This window comes from Pseudomonas sp. NFIX28 (assembly GCF_900107395.1).
Classification (GTDB): Bacteria; Pseudomonadota; Gammaproteobacteria; order Pseudomonadales; family Pseudomonadaceae; genus Aquipseudomonas.
In genome coordinates, this window is record NZ_FNPW01000001.1 from 216,655 (window position 1) to 233,735 (window position 17,081).

The 17,081-nt window shown below is 54.8% G+C and carries 15 protein-coding genes and 1 tRNA gene; 10 read left to right on the plus strand and 6 right to left on the minus strand.

Features of this window, described 5'->3' with window-relative positions; genetic code table 11:
- Positions 1-283: 283 nt before the first annotated feature.
- The 5 genes from BLV20_RS01040 (at position 284) to BLV20_RS01060 (ending at position 3,870) form a co-directional block, all read left to right on the plus strand.
- On the plus strand, positions 284-523 hold the full coding sequence (locus BLV20_RS01040) for a YceK/YidQ family lipoprotein (RefSeq protein ID WP_092295716.1): 240 nt from the start codon (positions 284-286) through the stop codon (positions 521-523).
- 328 nt (positions 524-851) lie between these two features.
- Positions 852-1,070: a hypothetical protein gene (locus BLV20_RS01045; RefSeq protein WP_092295719.1), complete on the plus strand. Its 219-nt coding sequence runs from the start codon at positions 852-854 to the stop codon at positions 1,068-1,070.
- A 337-nt stretch (positions 1,071-1,407) separates the two neighbouring features.
- Positions 1,408-1,494, plus strand: a tRNA-Leu gene (locus BLV20_RS01050).
- A gap of 289 nt (positions 1,495-1,783) precedes the next feature.
- Complete coding sequence (locus tag BLV20_RS01055) at positions 1,784-2,410, plus strand: TetR/AcrR family transcriptional regulator (RefSeq protein ID WP_092295722.1); 627 nt, start codon at positions 1,784-1,786, stop codon at positions 2,408-2,410.
- Positions 2,411-2,598: 188 nt separating this feature from the next.
- Positions 2,599-3,870 (plus strand): OmpP1/FadL family transporter, encoded by a 1,272-nt coding sequence (locus BLV20_RS01060; RefSeq protein ID WP_092295725.1) that lies wholly within the window; start codon positions 2,599-2,601, stop codon positions 3,868-3,870.
- Positions 3,871-4,021: 151 nt separating this feature from the next.
- Here BLV20_RS01060 and BLV20_RS01065 read toward each other — a convergent pair whose 3' ends face one another.
- Positions 4,022-5,482 carry an efflux transporter outer membrane subunit gene (locus BLV20_RS01065; protein WP_092295728.1) on the minus strand — a complete coding sequence of 487 codons (1,461 nt, stop codon included), beginning with the start codon at positions 5,480-5,482 and terminating at the stop codon, positions 4,022-4,024.
- A 220-nt stretch (positions 5,483-5,702) separates the two neighbouring features.
- On the opposite strand from BLV20_RS01065, the gene BLV20_RS01070 reads away from it, so the two are divergent.
- The 3 genes from BLV20_RS01070 to BLV20_RS01080 all read left to right on the plus strand — a co-directional run bounded on the left by BLV20_RS01070 (position 5,703) and on the right by BLV20_RS01080 (position 10,329).
- On the plus strand, positions 5,703-6,821 hold the full coding sequence (locus BLV20_RS01070; protein ID WP_092295731.1) for an efflux RND transporter periplasmic adaptor subunit: 1,119 nt from the start codon (positions 5,703-5,705) through the stop codon (positions 6,819-6,821).
- On the plus strand, positions 6,818-9,907 hold the full coding sequence (locus tag BLV20_RS01075; protein ID WP_092295735.1) for an efflux RND transporter permease subunit: 3,090 nt from the start codon (positions 6,818-6,820) through the stop codon (positions 9,905-9,907). Before BLV20_RS01070 ends, BLV20_RS01075 begins: the two co-directional genes overlap by 4 nt.
- Before the next feature lie 209 nt (positions 9,908-10,116).
- Positions 10,117-10,329, plus strand: a complete 213-nt coding sequence (locus BLV20_RS01080; protein ID WP_092295738.1) for a hypothetical protein — start codon at positions 10,117-10,119, stop codon at positions 10,327-10,329.
- 225 nt (positions 10,330-10,554) lie between these two features.
- On the opposite strand, the gene BLV20_RS31645 is transcribed toward BLV20_RS01080, so the two are convergent.
- From BLV20_RS31645 to BLV20_RS30785, 4 genes are all read right to left on the minus strand, one after another.
- Positions 10,555-11,394 carry a fimbrial protein gene (locus tag BLV20_RS31645; RefSeq protein WP_092295741.1) on the minus strand — a complete coding sequence of 280 codons (840 nt, stop codon included), beginning with the start codon at positions 11,392-11,394 and terminating at the stop codon, positions 10,555-10,557.
- Between the two features lie 389 nt (positions 11,395-11,783).
- Positions 11,784-12,737 (minus strand): fimbrial protein, encoded by a 954-nt coding sequence (locus BLV20_RS30775; RefSeq protein WP_139192655.1) that lies wholly within the window; start codon positions 12,735-12,737, stop codon positions 11,784-11,786.
- A 392-nt stretch (positions 12,738-13,129) separates the two neighbouring features.
- Entirely contained in the window at positions 13,130-14,089 is a 960-nt protein-coding gene (locus BLV20_RS30780; protein ID WP_139192656.1) for a fimbrial protein, read from the minus strand.
- A gap of 394 nt (positions 14,090-14,483) precedes the next feature.
- On the minus strand, positions 14,484-15,443 hold the full coding sequence (locus BLV20_RS30785; RefSeq protein WP_139192657.1) for a fimbrial protein: 960 nt from the start codon (positions 15,441-15,443) through the stop codon (positions 14,484-14,486).
- A 373-nt stretch (positions 15,444-15,816) separates the two neighbouring features.
- Here BLV20_RS30785 and BLV20_RS31305 point away from each other — a divergent pair, with 373 nt between their 5' ends.
- Positions 15,817-15,966 carry a hypothetical protein gene (locus BLV20_RS31305; protein WP_175540116.1) on the plus strand — a complete coding sequence of 50 codons (150 nt, stop codon included), beginning with the start codon at positions 15,817-15,819 and terminating at the stop codon, positions 15,964-15,966.
- Positions 15,967-16,129: 163 nt separating this feature from the next.
- Positions 16,130-16,519, plus strand: coding sequence for a DUF1993 family protein (locus BLV20_RS01110; RefSeq protein WP_371914283.1), 390 nt, complete (start codon positions 16,130-16,132; stop codon positions 16,517-16,519).
- Between the two features lie 69 nt (positions 16,520-16,588).
- Here the strand turns inward: BLV20_RS01110 and BLV20_RS01115 are convergent, their stop codons facing one another.
- Entirely contained in the window at positions 16,589-16,981 is a 393-nt protein-coding gene (locus BLV20_RS01115; RefSeq protein ID WP_175540117.1) for a hypothetical protein, read from the minus strand.
- Positions 16,982-17,081 lie beyond the last annotated feature (100 nt).

The following is a 17,081-nucleotide window of genomic DNA, read 5'->3' on the forward strand; positions in this document are numbered from 1 at the left end:
ATAAACTATTAAGGATCTGTACATGGGCTTCGCGTCGTTAGCTATTTATCAGCTAGCTAGCATATGTATAGATGTTGTCACTTGGAATCAGACGATTCCTAGTCGTGTCAGGGAAGTGGCGGGCTATCTCGGATGCTTGAACCGAGGTCTTTAGAGAGAAATCTAGGCTTTATTCGCTCGGAGGCGCTACTCGCATGCTGGCTTCGCAACTGTGTCGCAGGAGTGACTAGCTCCGCTCGAGAGCGTCTATGCAGCCTGTGCAAAGAAGTAATAAGGACGTTACGTGTTTCGGAACGTGATTTTGCTGGTATTGATCGCCAGTTTGGGCGGGTGTATGGCCACTGCCATGCGCATGGATTACGACAAACATCGCTGCCCCTACATCGGATTGCGCTTCGACTGGTGGCTGGTGGGTACATCGAAAGGCAAGCTCATTCCTTTCTTGCTGATCGACGCGCCGTTTTCATTGGTGGTCGATACGGTATTTTTCCCCTTCGAATATCAGTACAGCTGCAACATTTAAACAGACTTGGATGGTCCGTCCCACCCATCACGGCCAGCCGGCGAAACCTGTCGAATAAGCAATTTCGCGATATTCAGGATTATTCAGAATTGTCTTGAGGACATCGGCGGCCGCCCTGGATAAAGTGGTCCCGCTCGCCCGGCCAGGTGTGTTTTCGATGGATTGCTGAACGGCCAACAGCTGGTCAGGGTGGGCACCCCATTCAAATTGAAACCGCTCGCCGGCGTTGCGCCTGCAAGCGGTTTTTCCGCTGTATGCCGTACGTCGTACACGACGAACCCGTCGAGACATGGGGCCCTCTACCGAACACAGTCCTGGAGAGTTGGCCATGTACGATGACGCGAAGGTGCAGGCATTTTCTGCCTTTCATGACTTGTTGGTGAGCCCTGAAGTCCGGATGGATGCGCAGGAGCAGTACGACGAGCTGCTGCGGCTTGTCGACAACTTTCGGGCGAAGGGGATTATCGACCAGCAAGAACGCAAGGCCTTGATAGAGGTGGCGACGGTAGCTTACGCGCGGGCCGTAGGCGCGGAAGGTGGCGCCTAGGGAAATCCGCCGCGGCGCTCGGCATGCTGCTGCAAGCCTTTTAAAATCAGATGGTTACGCCAATTTTTGTGTGCTAACCTATTGAAATATAAGGCTTTATCTTCGGGGTGCAGGCTCGTCTGCGCCGGTTCGACTGTGATCGCTATCCCCGTTTATCAAGAGAGTTCTGTAGATCGATGATTTATGGAGCTTTTTTGTTTGCGGGCAGGTTGGATATCCAGTCTCGAATTTGACGCCAATGAACTTGCTTCAAGGGGAGGGGATGTATATATTTCACCCCCTTGCCGCAAGGCACTGAAACGGCTCAAGCCTTTTCAGCGTGCAACACCGCGCTACCGCCCGAATGGCGAAACTGGTAGACGCATGGGACTTAAAATCCCCCGCTCGTAAGGGCGTGCCGGTTCGATTCCGGCTTCGGGCACCATGAATATCAAGGGCTTGCATGACTCCTCATGCAAGCCCTTTTTTTGTGCAATCAAAAATCCAATTCGCGACAGTCAGTCACTTCGTAGGGGGGGCGTCATGCCTTTCACATGCCGACGTTTTGGTGAAGCTGTGGCCAGGCTAATCGCAGCCCAAGATGCCTGTGAGGTATTTGGTGCCCGCCGTACCGAGCGTCTAGAAAGCTTGTGAGCGAGGCCCGGGTCGAAGGTGACAATATTCATATTGAGTCACAAGTTGTCAGTCCACGATAGGGTAAGTAAGCTGTTCCCATGAACCAGCCAACCAAATCTTCATCGTCCCCCAGCACGCGTGGCCCAGCCGATCATGACATTCGAGACCAGATTGTCGCGGCCGCCAACGAGCACTTCAGTCAGTATGGCTACGGTAAAACCACGGTTTCCGACTTGGCCAAGGCCATCGGTTTTTCCAAGGCCTACATCTATAAATTTTTTGATTCCAAGCAGGCGATCGGCGAAGCCATCTGCTCAAACTGTTTAGGTCAAATCGTTGCAGCAGTCGAACAGGCCGTTAAGGCAGAAGCTATTTCACCGACCGAGCGTTTCCGCAGGCTGGTGAAAACCGTGATTGCTACGGCTGTGAACCTGTTCTTCAATGATCGCAAGCTCTACGACATAGCGGCATTTGCTGCTTCGGAGCACTGGCCCAGCGCCCAGGTTTATGAAGCGCAGATCAAGCGCTTTATCTTCGACATTGTGCGTGAAGGGCGAGAGGTCGGAGAGTTCGAACGCAAGACCCCGCTGGACGAGACCGTCGAAGCGATCAATCTGGCGCTGCGACCTTTCGTCAACCCATTACTGCTGCAACACAATCTGGATTTGATTGAGGAAGCGCCCACGCTTACCGCCAACCTCATCTTGCGTAGCCTGATGCCTTGACTCTTCGCTGAGCAAAATACTCAGCTCATTGGAGTCAAGGCGACATCCCTCTCATCTGTTTCCTGTTTCCGCTACTCGAACACCGGGAAGGGCATTTCGTTTTACTGGTTGTGACCATTGACTGAAATGGTCACTAGAATAATATAGGGTTTCTGTTCTATTTCGTGACACCCCATAGAGTTCAAACAATGAAAAAAATAATGCTCAACAGTCCCGTTGGCCTGGCGGTCGTCATTGCGTCCGCCAATGTGTTTGCCGGTGGTTTCGCACTCAACGAACAAAGCATCAGCGGGATGGGAACCGGTTTTGCGGGGCGCTCTTCTTCTGCGGACGATGCCAGTACGGTTTTCGGCAATCCGGCTGGCATGGCGCGACTTAAAAGAGAGCAGATCAACCTGGGGGCGGCGACGTTGTTCGCGAAGTCTGACATTAGCCAGACTCGCAGCACGTTTGGGGGAGAGGAAGACGGGGATATGGTGCCCACAACCACCGTACCGATGGGGTATTACGTCAAGCCTATCGATGAGCATTGGGCATTCGGTGTCGGGTTTTATGTGCCTTTTGGCCTGATTACCGACTATGGCAGTGGTTTTGCCGGACGCTATTACGCCAACAAAAGCGAAGTCACGACACTGACTTTCCAGCCCACAGTCAGTTACGCCTTCAACGAGAAAGTCTCGATCGGCTTCGGTCCAACTATCAACCGTATCGGTGGCGAGATATCGGGGATGGTGGCCAACCCGCTAAGCCCTGGTCGCAATGACGGGAAACTTAAAAGTACGGGGGACGACACTGCACTTGGCTTTAACGTGGGTGTCCTGGTGCAGGCGACAGATCAGACCCGCCTGGGGCTGACCTACCACTCCAAAGTCAGTTATCACCTGGATGCCAAGACCAAGGTCACCGATGGCATCTTCAACTTGCTGGGTGTCAGCGGCCGTAGCTATGACGCGTCGCTGGATGTGGAGACTCCCGAGTCGCTGGACTTTTCGGTTACCCATCAACTCAATGGCGACTGGACGCTCTATGTGGGCAGTACCTGGACGCGCTGGAGCCGCTTCAAAGAGCTGACGATTGAGAACAGCGGTTTGCCGCCATTGCTGAGTGGCCAATTGGGGACGATTAGCGAAGAACAGAACTGGCGTGATACGTGGGCTCACGCGATCGGTACGACGTACCAACTAAATAACCAGTGGGTGCTTCGTGCTGGGTTTTCGGTTGATCAGTCGCCTGCCAACAATACCGACCGAGGGCCCCGTATTCCCACGGGCGACCGAAAGGTAATCAGCTTGGGTGCCGGCTGGACTCCAGCGAAAGATGTCACGATCGATGTCGCGTATTCCTATCTTTGGGAGGAAAGCGTGAAGATCAATGAGACCTCGGCGAGCAGGGGTGCCTACAGTGCCCAATACAGGAACAGTGCCAGCGGCCTTGGTACTTCTGTTAGTTACCGTTTCTAGTTGAGCGCGTTTTTTGGCTTGGCGCTTGCCGCAAATCCGCTGTCTGGGAATTTCCGGGCAAGCCCTCCTGTAGATTTGTTCATTGCCTTACGGCTGCGCCATCGCCAAGACGATGTAGGTTGAAGTTCCGACAGTGGAAACCTGGCCAGTTTTATCGCGCTGCAACAGGCTGGGTTTCGGGAGGTTGCCAGCCGCCACCGAGGGCCTTGAATGCCGCGACCGCCGCCCGTGCCGACTCCGTTTGCGCCTGCGCCCGGGCATCGGAAGCTTGCAGCATCGTTTCGTCGGCGTGCAGGACATCGATCAGGCTGGCCGTGCCTTTTTCGTATGCAATGAAGGACGATTGGCGAGCCTGTGTCAGAGATGCCTCGCCTCCCGTCAGAGTAGTTGCCTGGGCGTCCCGATTCACCAGTGCGGAGAAGGCATTCTCAACATCCTCGGTGGCGCGTAATACCGACTGACGATAGGCAGCCAGGGCTTCGGCTTCCTGTCCTTTGGCTTGGTCGATTTGCGCGTTGATGCGGCCAAAGTCGAAAAGTCTCCAGCGCAGTCCCAGTACGCCCGCCGACTGGTTGGCGCCGCCGGAGAACAGATTGCCGCCGGATACATTCGTGGCGCTACCCAGCAATGCGCTGAGGGAGAACTTGGGGTAGTACTCAGCAATCGCCACTCCGATGCGTGCATTGGAGGCGGCAAGGCGGCGCTCGGCGACGATGAGATCTGGCCGGCGGCGCAGCAGGTCGGCCGGCGTGCCCGTGGCCTTTATCTGTGGCGCAAGGGGAATGCTTCCTGCATTTGCCAGTTGCGTGCGATGAGTGCCAGGCGGCGTACCGAGCATGACATCCAGTGCGTTCATGGCGGCATCCAGGCCGGACTGCAGAACTGGCACTGTCGCTTGGACCTGCGATAGCGCTCCCTCGGCCTGCTGAACCTGATACTTGGCGGCGAGGCCCTTGCCGTGGAGCAAGCGGACTTTCTCTAGCAGTTCCTGCTGCGTTTTGACTTGTCGGTTCGCAATGTCCAGCCGGGCCTGCAATCCGCGGACAGCGATGTAGATATCGGCGGTTTGCGCGACGATAGCCAGTCGTGTGGCAGCGGCGCCCGCCTCGGAAGCCTGGTACTCGGCGAGTGCGGCTTGGCGTTCGCGTCGCAGGCCGCCAAAGACATCAAGCTCCCAGCCGGCACCGAAGTTCACCTCGTAGGAGCTTGCGTACCGATCATGGCCAGGCGTTGAGCTCAACACCTGGCCGAGTGGGGTCTCGATTGATTGGTAGGCACGCGCGGCCTGGCCACTGATATTTCCCGAGGGCAGCAAGGCGGCATTTGCGGTACCTAATCCTGCCCGTGCCTGTGTGACTCGCGCCGACGCCTGCGCCAGGTCCAGGTTCTGTTCAAGAGCCTTGGAGACGAAATCGGTTAGCACGGGATCGGCAAAACCTTCCCACCAGGTCACAAGACTGGCCGGCGCCGCTACAGGCCTCTGCTCGACAGCAGGCTGACCCAGGTAGCGATCCGAAAGAGGCGCATGCGGCCGCTGATAGTCCGGACCGACCGCGCAGCCTGCCATCAAGCTGGCGCTCACCAAGAGAGCAATGGGGCGAAGGGGAGGCATTGATGTTCCTTCAAATTGGAAGATTTGTGACCATATTACGTTATGGTCACAGTCTGTCAATCAATGCCATTGGGCCTGATTTCAAAGAATTTCCAGTAAATGCTGGATCCAATTGCAGTGGTGAAGGGAGTCTTTATTGATCATTGCTTGTGACCATTGACACAAATGGTCACTGTGCTGAAAATGTGGCGCATGTCCTATTGTTCAAGTAAGGGAACTTATGCGCCGGCCTCTACCTGTCGCTATTGCCGCTTGTGTGTTGCCTCTCGTCCTGACGGCGTGTGGCGACTCATCCGTCGTTGACGATCCACGCACGCATGCGCCTCTGGTGAGGTCATCTGCGGTTCAGGGGGCGTCCGAGGTTTCACGTTCTTTCACTGGCGTAGTGGCTGCCCGGGTCCAGGGTGACTTGGGCTTTCGGGTCTCGGGCAAGGTGCTAGAGCGTTTGGTTGACACAGGCCAGGCCGTCAAGCGGGGTCAGCCGCTCATGCGCCTCGACCCCATCGACCTGGGTTTGCAGGCGCGAGCACAGCAGGAGTCGGTCATGGCCGCTCGGGCCCGAGCCAAGCAGACAGCCGATGACGAGGCTCGATATCGCGATCTGGTCGCCGCAGGGGCTATTTCCGCATCGGCGTATGACCAGGTCAAAGCCGCGGCCGATACCGCAAAAGCTCAGCTCAGCGCTGCACAAGCGCAGGCTGACGTGGCTCGCAATGCTTCTGGTTATGCGGTGTTGTTTGCTGATTCCGACGGCGTTGTGGTGGAAACGCTCGCCGAGCCCGGGCAAGTCGTCAGCCCGGGGCAGCCCGTGGTTCGGCTGGCACGGGCCGGGCAGCGCGAAGCCATCGTGCACTTGCCCGAGACGCTGCGCCCGGCGGCAGGGTCCACTGCGCAGGCGACGCTTTATGGCAATACCGCTGGGGCTGTTACAGCGAAGCTGAGGCTGCTTTCCGACTCCGCCGACCGGATGACGCGCACCTTCGAAGCGCGGTATGTGCTTGAGGGCGCGCTGGCCAACGCGCCGTTAGGTTCGACGGTCACGCTGCGGATCGCCGAGGGCAGCGCACATGGACAGGTGTTGCAAGTGCCGATCGCTGCCGTTTATGACCCGGGCCAAGGCACTGGCGTGTGGGTCATTGCTGGCAAACCGGCGAAGGTGACCTGGCGACCTGTCCGGGTTTTGGGCCTGAGCGACGAGGCAGCGCGAGTTGCAGGCGATCTCGAGGTCGGCGAGCAGGTTGTAGCCTTGGGCGCGCATCTACTGCGCGAAGGCGAGGAGGTGAGACTGGCTCAGCAGGGCGCGGTCAGTGACGTCGCAGTTGCCGGGAGCCATCCATGAGCCAGGGGCGCTTCAATCTTTCGGCGATCGCCGTTCGCGAGCGCTCGATCACGGTGTTCCTGATCTTCCTGATCGGTGTTGCAGGGATCCTGTCGTTTTTCCAGCTGGGGCGTGCGGAAGACCCTCCGTTTACGGTCAAGCAACTGACAGTCATTACCGCGTGGCCGGGCGCTACGGCGCAGGAGATGCAGGACCAGGTAGCAGAGCCACTTGAAAAACGCCTGCAAGAACTGAAATGGTACGACCGCACGGAAACCTACACCCGTCCTGGTCTCGCCTTCACCATGGTGACACTGCTCGATCGCACACCGCCTTCCCAAGTGCAGGAGGAGTTCTATCAGGCGCGTAAGAAGCTCGACGACGAGTCCCGCAAACTCCCGGCGGGTGTGATTGGCCCGATGGTCAACGACGAGTTTTCAGATGTGACATTCGCGCTTTTCGCCTTGAAAGCCAAAGGCGAGCCGCAGCGGCTGCTGGTGCGTGACGCGGAGTCTTTACGCCAGCGCCTGTTGCATGTGCCGGGCGTGAAGAAGGTCAACATCATTGGGGAACAGGCCGAACGCATCTTTGTTTCCTTCTCCCATGATCGGTTGGCCACGCTGGGCGTATCTCCCCAGGATATTTTTGCCGCGCTGAACGATCAGAACGTGCTTACGCCTGCCGGCTCGATTGAAACCAATGGGCCGCAGGTCTTCCTCCGTCTCGACGGCGCCTTCGATAAGGTGCAGAAGATTCGTGACACACCTCTTGCAGTTCAAAGTCGAACACTGAAGCTCTCGGACGTGGCGACGGTCGAGCGTGGTTATGAAGATCCGGCGACCTTCCTGGTGCGCAATAACGGTGAGGAGGCCTTGTTGCTCGGGGTGGTGATGCGTGAGGGCTGGAACGGTCTCGACCTGGGCAAGGCATTGGACGCGGAGACGACCAGGATCAATCAAGGTATGCCGCTGGGCATGACGCTCACCAAGGTTACCGATCAGTCGGTGAATATCAGTTCGGCCGTCGACGAGTTCATGGTCAAGTTCTTCGTCGCCCTGCTGGTGGTGATGCTGGTGTGCTTTCTCAGCATGGGCTGGCATGTAGGTATTGTGGTGGCGGCGGCTGTGCCGCTGACGCTGGCCGTGGTGTTTGTGGTGATGGCGGCCACGGGCAAGAACTTTGACCGTATTACCCTCGGGTCGCTGATTCTGGCGCTCGGCCTGCTGGTGGACGACGCCATCATCGCCATCGAGATGATGGTGGTGAAAATGGAGGAGGGCTACGACCGTATCAAAGCCTGCGCGTATGCCTGGAGTCATACGGCCGCGCCGATGCTTTCCGGCACGCTTGTGACCGCTATCGGCTTTCTGCCCAACGGCTTCGCACAATCGACAGCCGGCGAGTACACCAGCAACATGTTCTGGATCGTGGGCGTTGCCCTGATTGCCTCATGGGTGGTTGCGGTGGCCTTTACCCCCTATCTGGGCGTGAAGATGTTGCCGAAGATCAAGAAGATCGAAGGTGGTCACGCGGCCATTTACAACACTCCCAACTACAACCGCTTCCGCCAGGTTTTGACGCGCGTCATCGCCCACAAATGGCTGGTGGCCGGTACTGTGATCGCTGCGTTTGTCCTGGCGATTCTCGGCATGAGCCTGGTCAAGAAGCAGTTTTTCCCCACCTCGGACCGTCCTGAAGTGCTGGTCGAAGTGCAAATGCCCTATGGAACCTCCATCGAGCAGACCAGCAGCACCACCGCCAAGATCGAGGCCTGGCTGCAAAAGCAGGATGAAGCAAAAATCGTCACGGCCTATATCGGACAGGGAGCGCCGCGCTTCTACCTGGCGATGGCACCGGAACTCCCTGACCCATCCTTCGCGAAGGTTGTGGTGTTGACCGAGAGTGAGGAGGCACGCGAGGCCCTCAAGTTCCGTATTCGTGAAGCAGTTGCTCAAGGGCTTGCCCCGCAAGCGCGTGTCAGGGTTACGCAGTTGGTGTTTGGCCCGTATTCACCTTTTCCTGTTGCCTATCGGGTGATGGGGCCTGACCCATCAAAATTGCGCGAGATCGCCGGCCAGGTACAGGAAGTGATGCAGGCGAGCCCGATGATGAGAACCGTCAACACTGACTGGGGCCCGTTAACGCCGACGCTGCATTTCACCCTCGATCAGGACCGCCTGCAGGCGGTGGGGCTGACGTCCAGTGCTGTCGCGCAGCAGCTGCAGTTCCTGCTCACGGGGGTGCCGATCACGGCAGTTCGTGAAGACATTCGCTCGGTGCAGGTGCTCGGGCGTGCTGCGGGTGATATCCGGCTCGACCCTGCGAAAATACAAGGCCTTACGCTCGTTGGCACCGCGGGCCAGCGGGTGCCGCTGTCCCAGGTAGGGGAAGTGGACGTGCGCATGGAAGATCCGATCCTTCGGCGTCGTGACCGCACGCCGACCATTACCGTACGCGGCGACATTGCCGAAGGCTTGCAGCCACCGGACGTCTCTAACGTGATCATGAAGGAGCTGCAGCCGGTCATCGACACGTTGCCCGATGGGTATCGTATCGAGCAGTCGGGGGCTATTGAGGAGTCGGGCAAGGCCGGCCAGGCGATATTGCCGCTGCTCCCGATCATGATTGCCATCACGCTGCTGATCATCATCCTGCAGGTACGTTCGGTCTCGGCGATGATCATGGTGTTTCTCACCTCGCCACTAGGGTTAATAGGGGTGGTGCCGACGCTGCTTATCTTCCAGCAGCCGTTTGGTATCAATGCCTTGGTCGGTCTAATCGCCCTGTCGGGCATTCTGATGCGTAATACGCTGATTCTGATCGGGCAAATCCGCCACAACGCTCAAGAAGGATTGGACCCGTTCCAGGCAGTGATCGAAGCGACAGTACAACGTGCTCGCCCGGTACTGTTGACCGCATTGGCGGCCATCCTGGCGTTCGTTCCCCTGACACACTCCGTCTTCTGGGGAACCCTGGCTTACACGCTGATCGGAGGTACGTTCGTCGGAACCATCGTGACGCTGGTGTTCCTGCCGGCGATGTACTCCATCTGGTTCAAGATCGGTCATGTCAGCCAGAGGCAAGCTGAAACAGCCGAACTGATGTAAGCAATCAAGGGTTACTTGCAGCCATTGCGTTTCAGCGAGATCTGCTCGTTCACTTGGGAATCTACCTTTGGTGCTGGAGCTGTGTGCGCAATGGTTGCATCGGAGGGCGTGACAGCGGTGTTGCGTCAGGGCGATGCCATTCGTCGTGCTCAACGAACCCCCTGAAGCGTGGTGGTCTCTACCGAACACCTCCCTCAGGAGAACTGATCATGTACGACGATGCGAAGGTACGTGCGTTTTCAGACTGGCATGAGCTGTTGGTGCGTTCAGAAGAACGAATGGACGCGCAGGAGCAATACAACGAATTGATTCGGCTTGCCGTGTACTTTCGAAAAGAAGGAATTATTGATCTGCAAGAGCGCCAGGCGTTGATAGCGGTGGCCACGGTGGCTTATGCGCGTGCGGTAGCAACCGAACCTTAGCGTGCTGCTTTGTGGCGGACCTTCGGCATTTGCGCGGCGATGAAGAGTTCTGCCCTGGTGGCGCGCTAAGACCATGGACAAATACGTCAACCAGCCTTTACCAGGAAGGCGCAGTCACGCTGCGCGGCCAAGACATTGAGGCGTTTGGAGCCGGGCGTGCAGGCCTCGGTTAACGTTGCGAACGAACTATCGGAGGGCTGTAGTACCCAAACGTTTCTGGGGTCGTTACAGGTAACTCATGATGAACGTTACTGAAGTATTGGCGGTGCCGGCTTCCAGTTGGCCGCCGGCCAGGCGGTAGTAAGCAGCGGACAGCGGTATGTTGAAGTCTGTATCGGTGGTGTTGAACCCGTTGAAGGTGTAGATGGTGTCCAGTGCGATAGATTGCCCCGCCTCATTCATGAGTTTCAGGCCGATGCCTTTGGCCGTCGAGCTGGAGTCCAGCGCCACGATCCCTTTCTGCTGGTCTATGACCTGGGTGTTGGCTTTGATTGAGTAGTTGACCTTCTTGATGCCGCTTTGGCATTCCTTGAGAGCAATGTTGAACTTTATGGTTCGAGGCGTATCTCCGACCCTGTCGAACTCAAACAGCTCGTAGTCGTCGCCCATCTGAACCGCAACTGCAGGCGTCTGGCAAGAAGCGGCGTTTAAAGTGATGGGTTTGGCAAGAGATACTTTTACGAGCTCAAGGCCGCCCCATTTAACACTGCCTAGTAGTCCGGCGGGTACTAGCTGTTGAGTTTGTATCTCTGAAGATTTATAGATGCGAATTCGGTATTTGATGGGTAAGGTGAAGCGCTCGTGCTGTGGGACGCTACTTGGGCGTTTTTCAGTAAATTCTGCACCATTAGATTGGTGACGAAAGAGATTGAATGACAGCCCGGTTTTTCCCAGGACGAAGCTATAATCCGTTGGTCCCCAGCTAACTAGATTGCTGTTGATGTAGAATCCTTTCATTTCAGATGATGTACAGGTAAGTATGGCCTCAGGTACATTGACCGTCTCGTCGTAGATGGTCGTGCCGATAGGTGCGTTGGCTGCAATTGATAGAGCCTCTTCGGACATGCTCACTCCAAAGCTTGCTGTTTGATTCGGTCGGTTGACAGTGCAGGCAGCAGTCGCGAGTGCGCTTTGTAGGCAACAAATAATGAATAATAGGGAGGGGTGAGTTTTAGTGATTTTTTCTGTGCAAAACTTGAACATGATGAACTTTACGCGGCTAATTGGCGAAAAAGTATTTTACGATTACATGGGGTTAGAGGGCATAAGGCAATCCTGAAAATGCTTGACGTGATCTCGGTTTTTGTCATGCAGGGACGTCGCCTAAGCCATGAGTCATTGCTCAGATATTTAGGTTTAATTTCAGCTTTGGGCGACTTTTATTGAAGGACACCTTGGCGAAAGCTGATTCCAGCCGCCGGGTTGCTACCTGGATAGAGGGAGTGGCTCTGGCTTCACATATAGCTCATCACAAACAACACTTCGGCATTGGCCGTTCCTGCCTTCATGCCTGTGTCATGCGCGCCGTACTTTCCGGTGGGAACCGTGCGGATAAAGCGTGCAGCCAGCGGGATACTGAAATTTCCACCCGTGGTGGAGTAGTCGTTGAATATATGAACCTGGTTTAACGCTAGCGGTTGTTGTTGGTCGTCAAGTATTTGCAGGGCAATACCTCTTGCTTCGGATGAGTTTTTATTAAGCTCGACAGTGCCCGTGGCTGCATTCGATACAGGGCTGGTTGGGCTGGGTATCAGTTGATAGGTTACTTTCTTGATTCCAGCTGGGCAGTTGTTGAGTTTGATGTCGAAGCGGGTAGCAGGTGAATAGGAGCCGTTTTCCTCGAAGATGCCCAAGTCATGTTCACCCATGTGGACCTTGATGTCTGGCGTTTCGCAGGACCAGGTGACGACCTTTGGAGCACTGGTTACATATATGCTTAGAGGGCTTATTCTACCTGCAGTAAAAAATGCATATCTGCCTGTCGGGACTTCTGCGTTGCTGCTGATATTCCCTGTTTTTATCAGATGGAATGTTATCTCGCCGTCATAACTATAGTAGCCGCCTCGCCCTATGGCGCCATACCCAGGTAGAGGTTTGTTGTTATAGATTATTTGCCAGGAAAGGCCGGTATTTCTTATGGGGAATGTAGTTGCGCCAGGTTTGGTTTCACCAACATGATTTTCTATGCCATATTTATGATTGGCGACGCAGTTGTAATAAAAGTAAACAAGTGGGACAGTTGTTTCGAGTAAAACTGTGCCGTTCGCAACGTCTCGAGGAAAAGATATGATATCTTGCAAGGCTATGTTTAGACGCGGCATTGAGCCGTAGCTACTGCAGTCGTTGGCTGCCGCGTTAAGAACAGTCCCAAGTAAAATAATAAGCAGTGCGGCCCGTTGTGTTTTCATTGTTAAGGCTGCCTTTCAAGGCGGAGTTATTTATGAGTGGCATGAGTTTTTGAATGATACTTGCTGCGAGCCTGGCTGCTCGGCTAGTAGTGGCATCTGCCTCAATGCGTTGAGTTTATTATATGTGTAGGGCTCGACTGCCATTAAGTTGGAGGTTGAAATTATGTAAACGGAGTATTTTACGATTGCGCGGCGGTGAGAAAACATAAGGTAATCCTGAAAGTGCTTGATGTGATCTCGATTTTTGTCATGCAGGGACGTCGCCTGAGCCATGAGTCATTGCTGAGGCGTTCAGGTTCAATCTCAGCTTTAGGCGACTTTTATTGACGGAAACCTTGGCGAAAGCTGATTCAAGCCGCCGTATTGCTGCCTGGGTAGAGGGGGGGCTGGCTTCACATATAGCTCATCACAAACAACACTTCGGCATTGGCCGTTCCTGCCTTCATGCCTGTGTCATGCGCGCCGTACTTTCCAGTGGGAACCGTGCGGATAAAGCGTGCAGCCAATGGGATACTGAAATTTCCACCTGTGGCGGAGTACTCGTTGAATGTGTAGGCCTGGTTTAGCGCTAGCGGTTGTTGTTGGTCGTCAAGTATTTGCAGGGCAATACCTCTTGCCTCGGATGAGTTCTTATTAAGCTCGACAGTGCCTGTGGCTGCATTCGATACAGGGCTGGTTGGGCTGGGTACCAATTGATAGGCCACTTTCTTAACGCCAACTGGGCAGTTGTTGAGTTTGATGTCGAAGCGGGTAGCAGGTGAATAGGCACCGTTTTCCGCGAAGATGCCCAAATCATGTTCGCCCATATGGACTTTGATATCTGGTGTTTCGCAGGACCAGGTGATGACCTTTGGAGCAGTGGTTACATATATGAACAGAGGGTGAGTTCTTTCTACCACAAAGGACCCAAATAGGCCGGTCGGGACTTCTGCGTTAGCGCTGATATTTCCTGTTTTTATCAGGCGAAATGTTGGGGCCTCATTGAAAATGTAGGTGTTGCGCCCTTTTGTACCACCATACCCCGGCAGGGGGTTGTTCCTATCGATTATCTGCCAGGAAAGGCCGGTGTTTTTTATGGGAAATGTAGTTGCGCCGGATGTGGTCCCGCCAACTTCGTTTTGTATGCCATATTTATGATTGTCGAAGCATGATATTGAGAAGGCTCCAGTGAGTGTGCCTACCTTCTCGAGCAGAACTGTGCCGTTCGCAACGTCTCGAGGGAAGTTAATAGAGTCTTGCAAGTCTATATTTAGGCGGGTTGCTGTGTTGTAGTAAGGGCAAATATTGGACGCCGCCGCGTTAAGGGCTGACCCAAGTAAAATAATAAGCAGTGCGGTCTGTGGTGCTTTCATTGTGAAGGCTGCCTTTCAAGGCGGAGTTATTTATGAGTGGCATGAGTTTTTGAATGATACTTGCTACGAACCTGGCTAGCTCGGCTAGTAGTGGTATCTGCCTCAATGCGTTGAGTTTATTATATGTGTAGGGCTCGACTGCCATTAAGTTGGAGGTTGAAATTATGTAAACGGAGTATTTTACGATTGCGCGGGGGTGAGAAAACATAAGGTAATCCTGAAAGTGCTTGATGTGATCTCGATTTTTGTCATGCAGGGACGTCGCCTGAGCCATGAGTCATTGCTGAGGCGTTCAGGTTCAATCTCAGCTTTAGGCGACTTTTATTGACGGAAACCTTGGCGAAAGCTGATTCAAGCCGCCGTATTGCTGCCTGGGTAGAGGGGGGGTCTGGCTTCACATATAGCTCATTACAAACAACACTTCGGCATTGGCCGTTCCTGCCTTCATGCCTGTGTCATGCGCGCCATACTTTCCGGTGGGAACCGTGCGGATAAAGCGTGCAGCCAATGGGATACTGAAATTTCCACCGGTGGCGGAGTACTCGTTGAATGTGTAGGCCTGGTTTAGCGCTAGCGGTTGTTGTTGGTCATCAAGTATTTGCAGGGCAATACCTCTTGCCTCGGATGAGTTCTTATTAAGCTCGACAGTGCCCGTGGCTGCATTCGATACAGGGCTGGTTGGGCTGGGTACCAATTGATAGGCTACTTTCTTAACGCCAACTGGGCAGTTGTTGAGCTTGATGTCGAAGCGGGTAGCAGGTGAATAGGCGCCGTTTTCCTCGAAGATGCCCAAGTCATGTTCGCCCATATGGACTTTGATATCTGGTGTTTCGCAGGACCAGGTGACCACCTTTGGAGCGGTGGTTACATATATGGACAGAGGTTGAACTCCATCTACCACAAAGCCCCCAAACACGCCGGTCGGGATTTCTGCGTTAGCGCTGATATTGCCTGTTTTTATCAGGCGAAATGTTGGGGGTTCATTGAAAATGTAGGTGTTGCGCCCTTTTGTACCACCATGTCCCGGCAGGGGGGTGTTATTACTGATTATTTGCCAGGAAAGGCCGGTGTTTTTTATGGGGAATGTAGTTGCACCGGATGTGGTCCCGCCAACTTGGTTTTGTATGCCATATTTATGATTGCCGTTGCATGTTATTGAGAGGGTTCTACTGAGTGTGCCTACCTTCTCGAGCAGAACTGTGCCGTTCGCAACGTCTCGAGGGAAGTTAATAGAGTCTTGCAAGACTAAATTTAGTCTGCCTGCTTCGTTAAAGTAAGGGCAAGTATCGGACGCCGCCGCGTTAAGGGTTGTCCCAAGTAAAATAATAAGCAGTGCGGTCTGTGGTGCTTTCATTGCGAAGACTGCCTTCCAAAGCGGAGTTTTTATGAAAGGGGGTACTTTTAATACTTGCTATGCTGTTCGGCAAGTATGCGGCATATGCCTGAGTATGCTGAGCTTGTTGTATCGTTTGCCATTAAATTTGAAGCTGATATTAATGTCGTCAGTCAGTGGTGGGTTGGTTATATAGATTAAGCGTGCAGGCGGGCACCGGAAATCAGACGATCCCTATTCTGACCGATGCACTTCAATGAGAACTAATGCTGATTGGCCATTAGCACAACCGCCCTAATCGTCTGCTGCTGGCACCGGGCTTATAGTGCGAATGACCATCCTTCATCGGGATGGTTCTCACAAGAAAGTGCCGATTCGAAAAAGGAGATTCACCATGTCATTCAAGAAAATCATCTACGCCTCCGCCGTGGTCCTGGCTCTCACCACCTCCAATGCCCATGCCTTCGCCAGAGACTGCAACGATTCGCTGTGGAAGTTCAGCGGTATCGAAGCCCTGACCTGCATCTTCTCGGGCCAATGGTAATCCGCTGTTTCCCGGGTTGAAGCTGTTCAAACGACAAGGCTGACCGCGAACCACTCCCCCCATTCCGGTCAGCCTTGTCGCTTTTGCATTTTTCAGGCGCGCCGCCGAGGGCGGCTGAAAGAAGACGCTTTGCCGGGAGGCAAAACTCGGTGTTCTGCTAGGCTTGCGGCTGCTTTTATGGGCCGGAAACAGCCGAAGCGCAATCGACTGGATCCGTGATGAGCAGGCGGTCCGGCGCCTTGCCCGGCAACCGCTGCCATCGCTGCAGACGCCTGCGAGCCTGGATGAAGCCAAGTCGCTGATCGAGCGTACATTGCAGAGCTTGTCTTCAGCGGACCGCGCGCAGGTGGATGAAGGCGCGGAACGCCAGCTATCCATCGAGCTGGCGAATGGCCTGGCCTTCGATATGACCGGTAATGAATACGCGGTGAACTGGGTTATCCCACAGTTCTATTTTCACCTCGTCACGGCCTACGACATCCTGCGTCATAACGGCGTGCCGCTCGGTAAAGCCGACTATGTGCAGCACATGTTCGGCTACTTGCGGCAATAGATGCCCAGTTGCTTGCTTGTTTCGCGGTCGTTACCCGGCGGGCGGTAAAACACCAGGCCGGGCCCTGCATCAGTGCCCGGTTTTATGGTGCCTGTCAGGCTGGTTTCTTCTGTTGAAGCGTGTCGCGATGTCTTGATAGGTCTCGTTATCGGTCGCGGCAAGCAGGGTCTGGCCATCCTTCAAGGTGGCCAGAAAGGTCACCTCGGTGTTGTGGCCTGCCAGAAGATAGCCCGCGACGGCCCCCACGGGGCCAAGAAACATGGCACCGACCATGCCAAGGCCTATGGCGCTCTTTATGTTCTTGTTCGAGTCGGTGTTTTCGACGGTTAGATCCTTGAACTCGGAGACGAGAAAGCTTTTCCCCATCAGGGGTTTATGAGGTGTTTTAAGTGTGATGGTGCCGCGCAGATACTCCGCGTCACCTTGGGGGAAGTCACCGGCCAGCACTATGATCTTTGCCATCTGCAAGGGCCCTGCGGCGATCATTTTTAGGGGGCCATTGCGCGCCCTAAGCAATAAGTGCGTCAACGACCCCACGACGACTGGCGACACCATTGGTCTA

Excerpts from the sequence above, each read along its gene's own strand:
- BLV20_RS01065 (WP_092295728.1), bottom strand. The coding sequence starts at position 5,482 with ATGCCTCCCCTTCGCCCCATTGCTCTCTTGGTGAGCGCCAGCTTGATG.
- BLV20_RS31645 (WP_092295741.1), bottom strand. The coding sequence starts at position 11,394 with ATGTCCGAAGAGGCTCTATCAATTGCAGCCAACGCACCTATCGGCACG.
- BLV20_RS31305 (WP_175540116.1), top strand. The coding sequence starts at position 15,817 with ATGTCATTCAAGAAAATCATCTACGCCTCCGCCGTGGTCCTGGCTCTC.
- BLV20_RS01055 (WP_092295722.1), top strand. The coding sequence starts at position 1,784 with ATGAACCAGCCAACCAAATCTTCATCGTCCCCCAGCACGCGTGGCCCA.
- BLV20_RS01045 (WP_092295719.1), top strand. The coding sequence starts at position 852 with ATGTACGATGACGCGAAGGTGCAGGCATTTTCTGCCTTTCATGACTTG.
- BLV20_RS01115 (WP_175540117.1), bottom strand. The coding sequence starts at position 16,981 with ATGGCAAAGATCATAGTGCTGGCCGGTGACTTCCCCCAAGGTGACGCG.
- BLV20_RS01075 (WP_092295735.1), top strand. The coding sequence starts at position 6,818 with ATGAGCCAGGGGCGCTTCAATCTTTCGGCGATCGCCGTTCGCGAGCGC.
- BLV20_RS30785 (WP_139192657.1), bottom strand. The coding sequence starts at position 15,443 with ATGAAAGCACCACAGACCGCACTGCTTATTATTTTACTTGGGACAACC.
- BLV20_RS01070 (WP_092295731.1), top strand. The coding sequence starts at position 5,703 with ATGCGCCGGCCTCTACCTGTCGCTATTGCCGCTTGTGTGTTGCCTCTC.
- BLV20_RS30780 (WP_139192656.1), bottom strand. The coding sequence starts at position 14,089 with ATGAAAGCACCACAGACCGCACTGCTTATTATTTTACTTGGGTCAGCC.
- BLV20_RS01060 (WP_092295725.1), top strand. The coding sequence starts at position 2,599 with ATGAAAAAAATAATGCTCAACAGTCCCGTTGGCCTGGCGGTCGTCATT.
- BLV20_RS30775 (WP_139192655.1), bottom strand. The coding sequence starts at position 12,737 with ATGAAAACACAACGGGCCGCACTGCTTATTATTTTACTTGGGACTGTT.
- BLV20_RS01080 (WP_092295738.1), top strand. The coding sequence starts at position 10,117 with ATGTACGACGATGCGAAGGTACGTGCGTTTTCAGACTGGCATGAGCTG.